Source organism: Streptomyces siamensis (assembly GCF_039543605.1).
GTDB lineage: Bacteria > Actinomycetota > Actinomycetes > Streptomycetales > Streptomycetaceae > Streptomyces > Streptomyces siamensis.
In genome coordinates, this window is sequence record NZ_BAABKB010000018.1 from 82,378 (window position 1) to 95,418 (window position 13,041).

General features: G+C 73.4%; 9 protein-coding genes. 4 read left to right on the top strand and 5 right to left on the bottom strand.

Annotated elements, in window-relative coordinates; translation table 11 throughout:
- Positions 1-55 precede the first annotated feature (55 nt).
- Positions 56-1,411 carry a DUF4190 domain-containing protein gene (locus tag ABEB03_RS23805; protein ID WP_345652961.1) on the bottom strand — a complete coding sequence of 452 codons (1,356 nt, stop codon included), beginning with the start codon at positions 1,409-1,411 and terminating at the stop codon, positions 56-58.
- 161 nt (positions 1,412-1,572) lie between these two features.
- On the opposite strand from ABEB03_RS23805, the gene ABEB03_RS23810 reads away from it, so the two are divergent.
- Together ABEB03_RS23810 and ABEB03_RS23815 are read left to right on the top strand one after the other, a co-directional pair.
- Positions 1,573-2,679, top strand: a complete 1,107-nt coding sequence (locus ABEB03_RS23810; RefSeq protein WP_345652964.1) for a threonine synthase — start codon at positions 1,573-1,575, stop codon at positions 2,677-2,679.
- A gap of 472 nt (positions 2,680-3,151) precedes the next feature.
- The gene (locus ABEB03_RS23815) at positions 3,152-5,749 is read left to right on the top strand and encodes a glycosyl hydrolase family 65 protein (protein WP_345652967.1); all 2,598 of its coding nucleotides are present in this window, start codon (positions 3,152-3,154) and stop codon (positions 5,747-5,749) included.
- Between the two features lie 65 nt (positions 5,750-5,814).
- On the opposite strand, the gene ABEB03_RS23820 is transcribed toward ABEB03_RS23815, so the two are convergent.
- Positions 5,815-6,255: a MarR family winged helix-turn-helix transcriptional regulator gene (locus ABEB03_RS23820; RefSeq protein WP_257004935.1), complete on the bottom strand. Its 441-nt coding sequence runs from the start codon at positions 6,253-6,255 to the stop codon at positions 5,815-5,817.
- 218 nt (positions 6,256-6,473) lie between these two features.
- Between ABEB03_RS23820 and ABEB03_RS23825 the strand changes: the two genes are divergently transcribed.
- Positions 6,474-7,553, top strand: a complete 1,080-nt coding sequence (locus tag ABEB03_RS23825; protein ID WP_345652973.1) for an SMP-30/gluconolactonase/LRE family protein — start codon at positions 6,474-6,476, stop codon at positions 7,551-7,553.
- An 87-nt stretch (positions 7,554-7,640) separates the two neighbouring features.
- Here ABEB03_RS23825 and ABEB03_RS23830 read toward each other — a convergent pair whose 3' ends face one another.
- Together ABEB03_RS23830 and ychF are read right to left on the bottom strand one after the other, a co-directional pair.
- Positions 7,641-9,929: a DEAD/DEAH box helicase gene (locus ABEB03_RS23830; protein WP_345652976.1), complete on the bottom strand. Its 2,289-nt coding sequence runs from the start codon at positions 9,927-9,929 to the stop codon at positions 7,641-7,643.
- A gap of 221 nt (positions 9,930-10,150) precedes the next feature.
- Positions 10,151-11,239, bottom strand: coding sequence for a redox-regulated ATPase YchF (gene ychF, locus ABEB03_RS23835; protein WP_345652979.1), 1,089 nt, complete (start codon positions 11,237-11,239; stop codon positions 10,151-10,153).
- Between the two features lie 375 nt (positions 11,240-11,614).
- Here ychF and ABEB03_RS23840 point away from each other — a divergent pair, with 375 nt between their 5' ends.
- The gene (locus tag ABEB03_RS23840; RefSeq protein WP_345652982.1) at positions 11,615-12,019 is read left to right on the top strand and encodes a DUF6542 domain-containing protein; all 405 of its coding nucleotides are present in this window, start codon (positions 11,615-11,617) and stop codon (positions 12,017-12,019) included.
- A 271-nt stretch (positions 12,020-12,290) separates the two neighbouring features.
- Here the strand turns inward: ABEB03_RS23840 and ppgK are convergent, their stop codons facing one another.
- Complete coding sequence (gene ppgK, locus ABEB03_RS23845) at positions 12,291-13,040, bottom strand: polyphosphate--glucose phosphotransferase (RefSeq protein ID WP_345652985.1); 750 nt, start codon at positions 13,038-13,040, stop codon at positions 12,291-12,293.
- Position 13,041: the final 1 nt, after the last annotated feature.

The following is a 13,041-nucleotide window of genomic DNA, read 5'->3' on the forward strand; positions in this document are numbered from 1 at the left end:
GACGAGATCTGTACAAGGGCTTTACGCAGGCACTTTCTCCCCGCTATAGCCGCCGTCACACCTCCATACCGGTGCCACTTCCCGCGCCGCTTCCGTCGCCGCCCTCCTCGTCGACCGCCGGCGGTGTGGTGGCGAGGCCCAGAGCCTTGCGTGCGGTGACCGTCTTCTTGGGATCGATGAGCTTCATGGCCTTCTCGTAGTGGGCGTAGAAGGCCTCGGCGTCGTCCGCCTTCGCCGCCTCGGCCCACTCCTTCCGCGACCGGCCGATGTCCTCGACCAGCGCGGCGACCGGCTTCCCGGCGGCCGGGGCGAAGGTGTGGCCGCGGAGCCGGTCCGACTGCCGGCCGAGCGCCTCCGCGACGTCGGCCGCCCACTTCTTGTGGCCGGGCAGGTCGTCCTCGACGTACTCCTCGTCGGGCGCCGCCTCCATCGCCCTGTTGAGGATCTGAGCGGCCCCCAAGTAGGCGTACTGGTCGGGATCGAGCGTCAGGGAGTCCTTGCGCAGCGAGCCCGTCAGGCTGCCCTTCTCGTCGGTGTTGCCGAACAGGCAGGTGATCTCGCGGTCGCCGAGGCGCCAGCTCTGCGAGGTCGGGGTGAAGTAGTACACGTCGACGTCGTCCGGGACGGCCCAGGTGTCCATCGCGTAGCTGTCCTTCAGCGCGTAGCACCGCTGATCGGCGGTCTCGGTGATCGAGCTGTCTCCCGGGTAGCCGCCGCTGTCGTGCAGCTCGAAGTCCGCGAACACCTCGGCGTCGTGCTCGCCCGTGCAGGGCACCTTGTCGACGTCGTACGCCATGCCCTCCAGCGCGCCGCCGGGCGCGTCGAAGCACTCGCCCTTCTCGAGCGAGAAGGCGGCGCCGCCCCCGTCGTTCGCCGCGTCGCGGAAGCCGTCCCAGAAGTCGCGGGCACCGCCGGTCGCCACCGCGACCGCGAGCAGCACCACGCCGATCGACGACATCACCATGCCGCCCACGGCCATGCCCCGGCCGCGCTCCCCCCGCTTCTTGATCTGCGCGAGCGCCACGGCGCCGAGCACGAGACCGACGGCGGGCAGGAAGCAGAGGATGCCGAGCACGAGGGCGGAGATGGCGAGCCCGTTGACCGGCGCCGGACTGTTGTACGGGGAGTACCCCTGGCCCCACGACTGGTACTGCCCTGGGACTCCTGGCTGCGGATACGCGCCGGGCTGCTGGTAGGGACCCGGTTCACCGGCCTGCGGATACGCGCCCGACTGCTGGTACGGACCCGGCTCGCCGGCCTGCGGATGAGCACCGGGCTGCGGGTACACCCCGGGCTGCTGGTACGGCCCTTGGGGGTGCGAGGGGTACGCGGGGTGTCCGCCCGGCGGCGTCCCTGGAGGCGGGTACTGGCCCTCGGGCTGCTGCGACCCGGGCGGCGGGGGTATGGCCACGAGTTCCCTTGCTCCTAGTCCAGGCGGGATGGAACGTGCGTACGGCTGCCAACTGGCTGGGCGCATCGTAAGCGCGCGGCGGCCGGGCGCGGAACGCGGGCGTCCCGTTGCCCCGCCCGTCCTGCCACGGCCTCCCCGGCCACCGCATCTAACCTGCGGGCATGACTTCCTTGCCGGACTGTTTCTGCCCTGTGGACGGCACCCGCGTCCCCGGGGGTTCCCTCGCCTGGTGCTGCCCGGTGTGCCGCGGTCCGCTCGACCTCGACTTCGCACCGACCCCGGCACCCCTCAAGTCCCTGACGGGGCGGGTGAACTCGCTGTGGCGGTACACGGAGTGCCTGCCGCTGGCCGCTCCCTCGGTGAGCCTGGGTGAGGGCCGCACCCCGCTGGTCCCGCTGCGGGACGGCATCTCGGCCAAGCTCGACTTCCTGATGCCGACCCTGTCGTTCAAGGACCGCGGGGCTGTCCTGCTGGCCGAGCTGGCGCTGCGGCTGGAGCCCCGGCGGGTGCTCGCGGACAGCAGCGGCAACGCGGGCACCGCGATCGCCGCCTACTGCGCGCGGGCCTCGCTGCCCTGCACGGTGTACGTCCCCGAGGGCACCTCGCCGAAGAAGCTGGAGCAGATCGAGGCGCACGGGGCGCGGCTGCGCGTGGTCGAGGGCGACCGTGAGGCGACGGCACGGGCGGCGCGCGAGGACGCGGACGAGCCCGGCACCTTCTACGCCTCGCACGTCTTCAACCCGTACTTCCTGCACGGCACGAAGACCTACGTCCACGAACTCTGGGAGGACCTCGGCGGAAGGCTCCCCGACGTCATCGTGGTCCCCGTCGGCAACGGCACCCTGCTGCTCGGCGCCGCGCTCGCCGTGGCCGAGCTGCACGCGGCGGGGCTCGTGGACCGCCGGCCCGCCCTGTACGCCGTGCAGTCCGCCGCGGTCGCGCCGCTGGCGCACGCCTGGTCGAAGGACGCGGACGACCTGGTCGGCGTCACCCCCATGGCGCCCACCTTCGCCGAGGGCATCGCGATCCCGGCTCCGCCCCGGGCCCGCCAGATCCTGCGGGCGGTCCGGGACTCCGGGGGCACGTTCCTGACCGTGACGGAGGATCAGATCCGCCACGCCCAGGCGGATCTGGCCTCCCGCGGGCTGTACGTGGAGTCCACGGGGGTGGCCTGCTGGGCGGCCGTCCGGGAGGGAGCGCTCGGCGAGCGCTCGGCCGTGGTGCCGCTGTGCGGGGCGGGACTGAAGACGGGGCCGGCGCGGGCATGACGCACGGCGGCCCGCGCCGCGGCCGGAACGGCCCCTCGGGTGAGCGTCCCGGACCGCCGCCGGATGCGCTCCGCGCGGCACAGGGCAGTGCGAGCCCGTACCGCCGCCGGAACAGCTCCCGGGCGAACGGCCCCTGCCGCGGCGGGATGCGCTTCGCGCGACACGGGCGAATGCGAGCCCGTACCGCCGCCGGACACCCTCCGCGCGGCACGGGGCGGTGCGAGTCCGCGCCACCCCCGGAATGACTCCTCGGGTGAGCGGCTACAGCCGCCGGCCGCGATCCGCGCGGCACGGGGCGGTGCGAGTCCGCGCCACCCCGGAATGACTCCTCGGGTGAGCGGCTACAGCCGCCGGCCGCGATCCGCGCGGCACGGGGCGGTGCGGGCCCGCGTCGTCGCCGGCTGCGCTCCGTCCGTGGGACGCCCCGGCGCGCGTACCGCTGCCCGGCCGGTGCGCGCCGCATGGTCGGACGGTGATCACCCCGCGCCGCCTCGTCCCGCTGCTCGCCGCCGCCCTGCTGCTGCCTGTCCCCGCGGCGTCCGCGGCCGACGGGCTCCGGGGCTGCGCGGAGGGCGACCCCGCCTGGTCCCCCACCGCGACGACGATCGACCCCGCGGACAGCCACCACCCCTACGTCGGGAACGGCTACCTCGGTGCCCGCGTCCCGCCCGCCGGCACCGGCTACGCGGCCACCGGCGAGAGGACGGGCTGGCCCCTCTACACCCCGCGCTACGACGGCGCGTTCGTGGCGGGGCTCTACGCCCGGGGCCCGGAGAACACGGCCGGCCGCGAGGCACTGGCCGCGCTGCCCACCTGGACGGGCCTCGACATCCGCGTCGGCGACGAGACGTACGGCGCGGGCAGCCGGACCTCGCACTACCGCCAGACCCTCTCCCTGCGCTGCGGATACGTGCGCACCTCCCTGACCTGGACGACCGCCGACGGCCGCCGCACCGACCTGACGTACGACGTGCTCACCGCCCGGGACTCCCCGCACACGGGGGCCGTACGCCTGCGCCTCACCCCGCACTGGGACGGCGAGGTCACCGTCACCGACCGCATCGACGGCCGCGGGGCCCGCCGCCTCACGCAGACGGGCACGGTCCGCTCCGGCCACCGCACGACGGGAGTGACGTTCCGTACGGACGGCACCGCGGTGGACGGCGCGGTCGTCTCCACGCTGGACGCCCCCCGACGCCCCCGGCGGGCCGCCACACACGGCACGCTCGGCGCGGACCGGCCGGCGACGTTCCCGGTCCGCGCGGGCCGCGCCGCCGACGTCACCAAGTACGTAGGCGTCGACACCGCGCTCACCGCGCACGATCCCCGCGACGCGGCCCGCAGGGCCTCGCTGCGCGCCGCGGACCGCGGCTGGGACGCGCTCGTCACGGCGCACACCGCGGCCTGGCGCACGCTGTGGAGCGCGGACATCGAGGTGCCGGGCCACCCGGACATCCAGCTGTGGACGCGCTCGGCGCAGTACGGCCTGCTGTCCGCGCTGCGGGCCGGAGCCCGCGACAGCGTCGCACCGGCCGGGCTGACGAGCGACAACTACGCGGGCATGGTCTTCTGGGACGCCGAGACGTGGATGTTCCCGCCGCTGCTCGCCACCCGGCCCGAACTCGCCCGCCCCGTGGTCGAGTACCGCTACCGCACACGCGGCGCGGCGGCCGACAACGCGCGCAGGACCGCCGTCCAGGGGCTGTTCCATCCATGGACGAGCGCGCGGCACGGCCGGCTGTGGACCGAGTGCCAGAGCTGGAACCCTCCGCACTGCCTCACCCAGAACCACCTCCAGGGCGACATCGCGCTGGCCGTCTGGCAGTACTACCTCGCGACCGGGGACCGCGCGTGGCTGCGCACGCACGGCTGGCCGCTGCTCAAGGGCCTCGCGGAGTACTGGACTTCGCGGGCCACGGCGAACACCGACGGCTCCTACTCGGTCAAGGGCGTCGCCGGACCGGACGAGTACAGCAACGGCGTCGACGACGGCGTGTACACGAACGGCGTCGCGGCCACCGCCCTGCGCGCCGCGACCCGCGCGGCGGCTCTCCTCGGCACACCCGCCGCCCCCGAGTGGGCCGAGGTCGCGGGCAGGCTGCGCATGCCGTACGACCCTGCGCGCAAGATCTTCCTCCAATACGCGGGGTACGACGGGTCACGGATCAAGCAGGCGGACACCGTTCTGCTGATCTACCCGTTGGAGTGGCCCATGCCCGAGGGTGCCGCGTCCGCGACCCTCGACCACTACACGGCGCGCACCGATCCGGACGGCCCCGCGATGACCGACTCGGTGCACGCGATCGACGCGGCCGCGATCGGCGAACCGGGCTGCGCCGCGTACACCTTCCTCCAACGTGCCTACCGGCCCTTCGCCCGCGGCCCGTTCGCCCTCTTCTCCGAGGCGCGCGGCGACAAGGCGGGCGCGGGCGACACCCTCGCGGGCTCCCCGGCCCAGGACTTCCTCACCGGCAAGGGCGGCTTCCTCCAGATCTTCACCCACGGGCTGACGGGCCTGCGGCTGCGCGAGGACGCCCTGCGTCTCGATCCGCTGCTCCCGCCCCAACTGTCCGCCGGGGTGCGCCTGTCGGGCCTGCGCTGGCGTGGCCGTACGTACGACGTCGCCATCGGGCCCACGACCACGACCGTCCGGCTGCGCTCCGGCGCCCCCTTCACCCTGGAGACGCCCGAAGGGCGCCGCACGCTCACCGGCACCACCACCCTCAGGACCCGCCGCCCGGACCTCGCCCCGACCTCCGACCTCGCCCGCTGCCGCAAGGCGACGGCCACCTCGTCGGAGCCCGGCCTCTATCCGGAGGCGGCGGTGGACGGCAACGCGGCGACCGCGTGGGCGCCGGACGCCGACCGGGCCTCCCTCACGGTCGACCTGGGACGCGTGACCCCGGTCGGTTCCGTCCGGCCGAGCTGGACGACGCGGCCCGCCTCGGCCCGTGTCGACGTCTCGGCGGACGGGCGTGCCTGGCACGCGCCCGACGGCGGCGCGGCCCGGTACGTACGCGTGAGCGTGCGGGGACCGGCGGCGCTCGCCGCATTGGACGTCCGGCGCTGACGGCGGAACGGGGGACCTGAACCGACCGGGGCCTGGGGGCCTAGGGGCCTAGGGAGCCAAGGAGCCTAGGGGCGTTCCTTCTCCAGGAGTGCGACGCACCGGCCGACGAGGCCGACCAGCGTCGCGCGTTCCTCGTCGGTGAACTCGGCGGCGAGGGCGCGCTCGACCCGCACCGCGCGGGCGTCCGCGTCGGCGAGGACGGAGCGTCCTTCGTCGGTGAGCCGGGTCTCCAGGACGTTCTTGTGCCACTCGTGCGGAGTGCGCTCGATGAGCCCGCGGTCCTGGAGGTTCTTCAGGACCGTGTTCATGGTCGGGGGCGTGACCGCGCACAGGCGGGCCAGGGCCGCGGCCGAGATGCCGGGGTTGGCGCCGAGGTGGAGCAGCGCCGAGTACTGGGCGACGGTCACGCCCGCCGGTTTGAGGACCGCGGTCTTGGTCGCGTTGAGAGCCTGTTCGGCCCGCTTGAGGTGGGAGCCGAGGCGCTCGGACACGGGCATGGACGTCATCTCCGCATGGTAGCGGCGCACCGTACAGGCGATATGAAGGTGAGCATCCACCCATCAATAAATACATTGACGATGATTAGAGCTCTAACATAGATTCGCATGCGTCGCTCGCAGCCGGATGCTCGTGCCCGTTGCCGCTTGCTCCTCGCCCGTTGCTCCTTGCTGCCAGCTCCTTGCTCGTGCCGTCGAATTCGAGAAGCCGACCGAGAGGCACCGTCGTGTCCCGTCCGATCCAGCACCCTCCGCTTCTGGACCACACCCGTCACACGCTTCAGCAGACCCCCTCCCGGCAGCCCTCCTCGCTGCCGCGCCGTTCGTTCCTGGCCGCCGCCGCCTCGACCGTGGCCGCGGTCGCCGTCGCCACTCCGGCCTCGGCCTCCGCGCACCGAGCCTCCGCCGCGGCCCCCGCTCGCATCTCCACCGCCTTCGCGCTGCCCGGCGACGGCGTCTATCCCGAGGGCATCGCGGCCGACCCGCGGACGGGAGACCTGTATGTGGGCTCGTACACCACCGGCGCCGTGTACCGGGCGGCACCCGGCCGTCGCACGGCCGAGGTCTTCCTGCCCGCCGGCGCGGACGGCCGGAACACCGCGAACGGGCTGAAGGCCGACGCGGCGGGGCGCCTCTGGGTGACCGACTCGACCGCCGGCGTCGACGTGTACGACCTGCGGACCCGCGCGCTGCTGGCCCGCTTCGACGTGCCCGGCGACGCGCCGTGCTTCGTCAACGACCTGGCGATCGCGGGGGACGGCAGCGTGTTCCTGACGGACAGCGTGCGCGAGGTCGTCCATCGGGTCACCCCGGCCGACCTGGCACGCGCCGTGGCGCGTGGGGGCCGCGGCGAACTCACCGTCGCGTACGACCTCGGCGGCGTCGTGGCACCCCACCCCGCGGGCACCTTCACCCTGAACGGCATCGTCGCCCGCGGCCGCCACCTGTTCGTCGTCGACATGACCGCGGGCGCCCTCCACCGGGTTGACCTCGTCGACGGTTCCGTACGACAGGTCACCCTGCACGGGGGCGACCTGGTGAACGGCGACGGCCTGGAACTCGTGGGCGGCACGCTGTGGGCCGCCCAGAACAGGACCGACACCGTCAGCCGCTGGCACCTTTCGGCGGACGGCACCTCGGCCCGCCTGGAGCGGAGCGTCACGGACCCGGCTCTCCAGATCCCGACCACCCTCGTCCGCCACCGCGGCCGCACGCTCGTCGTCCGCTCCCAGTTCGACAAGGGCGGGCCGATGGGGCCGGGCACACCCGAGACGCCCTTCACCGTGGCTCAGGTGCACGGGATCTGAGTCGCACGGGATCCGAGGGGCACGGGATCCGAGGGGCACGCGATCTGAGGGGCACGCGATCTGAGCAGCACTCGATCTGAGGAGCACTCAGCCTGCGGCGGCCAGCCGCCGTTGCTCCTCCTCGACGATGCGCCGGGCCAGTCCACCGTCCGAGACGTCGACCGCGTCCGGGGTCGCCTCCGCCGTGTCGCTGCGACGGGCGTAGGCGTCGAACAGGCGGTCCTTGTCGCGCAGGATGTGCAGGAGCCGGTCGTCCACGCTGTCCGCGGCGAGCAGTCGGTGCACCTGGACCGAACGGACCTGCCCCATGCGGTGGGCACGGGCCACCGCCTGGTGCTCCAGGGTCGGCTTCACCTGCGGTTCGCACAGCACGACCACGGAGGCCGCCTGGAGATTGAGGCCGACGCCGCCGGCCTCGATCTGGCAGAGCAGCACGGCGTGCCCGTCCGCCGCCGCGAACTCGTCGACGAGCCGCTGGCGCCGGGCGGCGGACACGCTCCCGGTGACCGGCCCGAACACGCGACCGCCGTCGGCTCCCCGGCCCGGCCCGCCGTCCGGGGCCGCCGAACCGGCCCCGCTTTCGGGGGCGGACCCCTCGCAGGTCGCGCCGGCGTCGTCGTCCAGAGCCTCCCGGACGGTGGCGAGCACGTCGCGGAAGTACGAGAACACGACCACCTTCAGCCCGTTCCCCGCCGCCTCGGAGACCAGTTCGCGCAGCCGCTGGAGCTTCGCGGACCCCTCCGCGTCCGCGTACGCCGCCCTGCGCATCGCCATGAAGTTCCCCGCCTCGACGGCCTCCCGGTACGCCTGCCGGTCGGCCGCGCTGAACTCCTCCCACTCGTCGACGTGCAGCAGCGCGGGGAGTTCGGTGAGCACGTCCCGCTGGTTGCGACGCAGATAGGCGGGGGCGACGGAACGGCGGAAGGCGTGCGGGCCCGCCGCCGCGCTGCTGCCGTCGATCTCCGGCAGCAGCTCGGGGCGGAGGTGGCGCACAAGGGTGCGGAACTCCTCGACGCGGTTCTCCATCGGTGTGCCGGTGAGGAACAGGACGCGGTCGCACCGGCCGGTCCAGGCCGCGACGGCCCGGGAGCGGCGGGTGTCCGGGTTCTTCACGTAGTGCGCCTCGTCGACGACGAGCATGCCCGGCGCCGCGCCGTCCGGTGCGGGCAGCGTGTGCAACACGTCGTACGTGGTGATCGCGACACCGCCGGTCTCCCGCCACTCGGCGTACGCGTCCTGCCGGTCCGCGCCGTGCACCGGGAGCGCGCGCAGCGTGCTGCGCGCGCGGATCTCCCTGGTCCAGTTGATCAGCACACTGGCCGGGCACACCACCAGGAAGTGGCTGTCGCCCTGCCCCGCGAGATGGGCGAGCGCCGCGATGGCCTGGACGGTCTTGCCCAGCCCCATCTCGTCGCCGAGGACGACCCGGCGCTGCGCGAGCGCGAACCGGGCGCCGAAGGACTGGTAACCACGCAGCGAGACCCGGCGGTGGGTGTCGTCGAGCGGCTGCGCGTGGACGCGCTCGGCGATCTCGGACGGCAGGAAGCCCTCGGCGGCCTCGACGTCCCCCGCTCCTCCGGGACGGTCGGAGATCGCGGCGAGCTGGCTGTAGTACTCCGTGGAGCGCAGCTCGAAGTCGACCCACGCCTCGATGTCGGAGGCCGGTTCGCGCAGCAGGTCGGTGGCGGCCTGCGCGAGCAGCAGGCGTACGTCCCTGGCGACGGCTTCCGCGGCCAGTTCGCGGATCTCGGCGACGGCCGCGAGCGCGTCCCGGCGCCGGCTGCGCCCCGCGAAGGCCATGCGGAGCCGTCCGCCGGCGGGGCGGGCGGCGGGCAGCAGCACCCCGAGCCGCCCGTCGAGCCGCCGGGCCGCGTCGACAGCCCGGCGCAGCTCGGGCCCGGCCTCGACCAGCCGGCCCAGGGCCATGACCAGCGCGGTGGTGCGGGGCTCGGGGTGGTCCACGTCGATCCGTACGGACACGGTCTCCTCGACCGCGCGGGCGATCTGCCGGGCGGCGGCGAGCGCCTGGTCGGCGGTCTGGGCACCGACCCCCGGGATCTGCCGCAGTTCGTAGCGGCTCGCCTCGTGCACCGCGCGCACCGAGCCGAGGCCGGCCGCCTCGACCGCCGCGAGACGCAGTCGCCCCTCGGTGACGTCCTTCAGTCGTGAGACCGGGATGGACTCCAGTTCCTGGGCGACGAGTTCCGCACGGAGCGGCGCCAGGGCGGTACGCACCGCCTCGACGGCGCGGGTGTGGTCGGCGAGGACGGTGCGTGCGGCCTCGTACAGCCCCTCGCCCTCGGCGAGCAGCTCGCGCGCCGCGCGCCCGACGGTCGGTGGGCCGCCCGCCGCCGCTCCCGCCTCGCCCCTCGCCATGACACCCCCCGCGCCTGCGTCCCCACCGCTCCGTACGCACCGATGCGCGCATCCTTCCACGCGGTGCCGACAGAGATCAGCCTGGACCTCGACAGGCTCACCCCGCCGAGGCGCACGTAGGGTCGGCGTCGACGGAACGCGGAAAGGGGCCGGGCTCGCGGGAGCCCGGCCCCTTTCCGCTGCGCGCACCCGACGGTCGTCGGCGCGCGGCGGGCGTTCGGTCAGACGTTGAAGCGGAACTCCACCACGTCGCCGTCCTGCATGACGTAGTCCTTGCCCTCCATGCGGGCCTTGCCCTTGGCGCGGGCCTCGGCGACCGAGCCGGTCTCGACGAGGTCGTCGAAGGAGATGACCTCGGCCTTGATGAAGCCCTTCTGGAAGTCGGTGTGGATGACACCGGCGGCCTCGGGGGCGGTGGCGCCCTTCTTGATCGTCCAGGCCCGGGACTCCTTGGGGCCGGCCGTCAGGTAGGTCTGGAGGCCGAGGGTGTTGAAGCCGACCCGGGCGAGGGTCGCGAGACCCGGCTCCTCCGCGCCCACGGACTCCAGCAGCTCCATGGCGTCCTCCTCGTCGAGCTCGGCGAGGTCCGCCTCCAGCTTGGCGTTGAGGAAGATCGCCTCGGCGGGGGCGACCAGGGTGCGCTGCTCGGCCTTGAAGTCCTCGTCGACCAGCTCGTCCTCGTCCACGTTGAAGACGTAGAGGAACGGCTTGGTGGTGAGCAGGTGCAGGTCGTGCAGCAACTCCTCGTTGCCGGAGCCCTGGACGATGCCCGCGGAGAACAGCGTGTCGCCCTTCTCCAGGATCTCCTTCGCCGCCTCGACGGCCGCGACCTTGGGGGCGATGTCCTTCTTGATGCGCGACTCCTTCTGGAGGCGCGGCAGGACCTTCTCGATCGTCTGGAGGTCCGCGAGGATCAGCTCGGTGTTGATCGTCTCGATGTCGTCCTTGGGCGAGACCTTGCCGTCGACGTGGACGACGTTCTCGTCCTTGAAGGCGCGGATGACCTGGCAGATCGCGTCCGACTCGCGGATGTTCGCGAGGAACTTGTTGCCCAGGCCCTCGCCCTCGGAGGCGCCGCGCACGATGCCCGCGATGTCGACGAAGTCGACGGTCGCCGGGAGGACGCGCTGCGAGGCGAAGATCTCGGCCAACTTCGTGAGCCGGGTGTCCGGGACGCCGACCACGCCCACGTTGGGCTCGATCGTGGCGAACGGGTAGTTGGCCGCGAGCACGTCGTTCTTGGTCAGGGCGTTGAACAGGGTCGACTTGCCGACATTGGGCAGACCGACGATTCCGATCGTGAGCGACACGTTGCGACTTCCCGTACGTGAGGATGGTGTGGAGTGCGGACCGAGCCGTGTGGCCCCGGACCTTCCTGGCCGGCATGACCGACGTGGCGATGCGCGGGCCGATCCACCAGTCTACGGCGTGCCGGGGGCCCGGACCGGCGGCGTATCGAACGCTTGGCCAAGCTCTTCTCATCGGCGTGTCTGTGGGGCCATTCGGCACATAAACCGACCTAAGTTGGTCCAGTGGAGCAACACAGGACGCGTCCCCCTCAGTACAGGCCGCGGCGCGGCATGCCCGTTCCGGCGCAGACGGGACGTGGCGGGGCCGACGCGGTCCGGCGGACCGCGCCCGTGGTGCGACGGCCCCCGCCGCCCCGGGCCCCCGCGGCGCGGCGCATGCCGAACCCCCGGCTCACGGGGCTGGGCACCGGGCTTTTCTGCGGCGTGACGATGTTCGTGCTGGCCTGCCTCGACCAGTTGCTGTTCGGGGCGTCGATGGTGCTGTACGGGGTGCTGTTCCTGCCGGTGTGCGCGCTGACCGCGGTGTGGGTGCGGCGGGGGGACCTGGTGACGGCACCCGTCGTCGTTCCCATCGCCTTCACCTTCGGGCTCCTGCCCGTCGCCGACGACAGTGGCGGCGGGCTCGCGGGCCGGTTCATGGGCCTGGTCACGGCGCTCGCCCTCCAGGCGGGCTGGCTGTACGGGGGGACGCTGGTCGCGGGTCTGATCGTGACCGTCCGCAAGGTGCGGCTGATGAGCCGCCGCGCGGCGCAGCGGCGGGCGGCCCGCCGCCCGGTCTGACCCCGCCGGGCCCCGGGCGCGTGCCGGGTCCGGCTCCTCCGCCGGCCGTGAACCAGGGGGATGCCAGGTCAGAGTCCCTCAGTCCCCCTGGGCGACCCGACCCGGGCGCATCCGCGGGCGGAGTCCCGCAGCACCGTCGGCGACCCGAACCCGGTCGCACGATCGGTCCGGGTCCTTCACAGCCCGCCGTGAACCCGTCGCACGCCCGGTCCGAGTCCCCCGCCTGCCTCTCCGGGCGACCGCCCCGGGCCCGGGCGGGCGACCGCGGGTGTCAGCCCCCGGCCTTCGCCGCCCGCATCGCCGCCCCGACGATTCCCGCGTTGTTCTGCAGCTGCGCCGGGACGAGCTCCGCCTTGATCCCCTCGATCAGGTGCAGGAACTTGTCCGCCTTGCGGCTGACACCGCCGCCGATGATGAAGAGCTCGGGGGAGAACAGCATCTCCACGTGGGCGAGGTACTTCTGGACGCGGTGCGCCCACCGCTCCCAGGAGAGGTCCTGGTCCTCCTTGACCTTGGTGGAGGCCCGCTTCTCCGCGTCGTGGCCGCCCAGCTCCAGGTGGCCCAGCTCGGTGTTCGGGACGAGGTCGCCGTCGATGAAGAGGGCGCTGCCGATGCCCGTGCCGAAGGTGAGGAGGATGACCGTGCCCTGGCGGTCACGCCCGGCACCGAACTGCATCTCGGCCACGCCGGCCGCGTCCGCGTCGTTCAGCACGGTCACCGGGAGGCCGTCCAGCCGTTCGCCCAGGAGGGTCCGCGCGTCGGTGTCGATCCAGCCCTTGTCGACGTTCGCCGCCGTACGGATGGTGGCACCGCCGGTGACCACGCCGGGGAACGTGATGCCGACGGGGCCCGTCCAGCCGAAGTGGCCGACGACCTCCTTCACGCCGTCGGCCACCGCGTCCGGTGTCGCCGGATGCGGGGTCAGCACCTTGTAGCGCTCCTGCGCCAGGTCCCCGCGGTCAAGGTCCACAGGGGCGCCCTTGATCCCGGATCCGCCAATGTCCACGCCGAAGATCTGCATG

Coding starts and splice junctions, on each gene's coding strand:
- ABEB03_RS23810 (WP_345652964.1), top strand. CDS start 1,573: ATGACTTCCTTGCCGGACTGTTTCTGCCCTGTGGACGGCACCCGCGTC.
- ABEB03_RS23820 (WP_257004935.1), bottom strand. CDS start 6,255: ATGACGTCCATGCCCGTGTCCGAGCGCCTCGGCTCCCACCTCAAGCGG.
- ABEB03_RS23830 (WP_345652976.1), bottom strand. CDS start 9,929: ATGGCGAGGGGCGAGGCGGGAGCGGCGGCGGGCGGCCCACCGACCGTC.
- ABEB03_RS23840 (WP_345652982.1), top strand. CDS start 11,615: ATGCCGAACCCCCGGCTCACGGGGCTGGGCACCGGGCTTTTCTGCGGC.
- ppgK (WP_345652985.1), bottom strand. CDS start 13,040: ATGCAGATCTTCGGCGTGGACATTGGCGGATCCGGGATCAAGGGCGCC.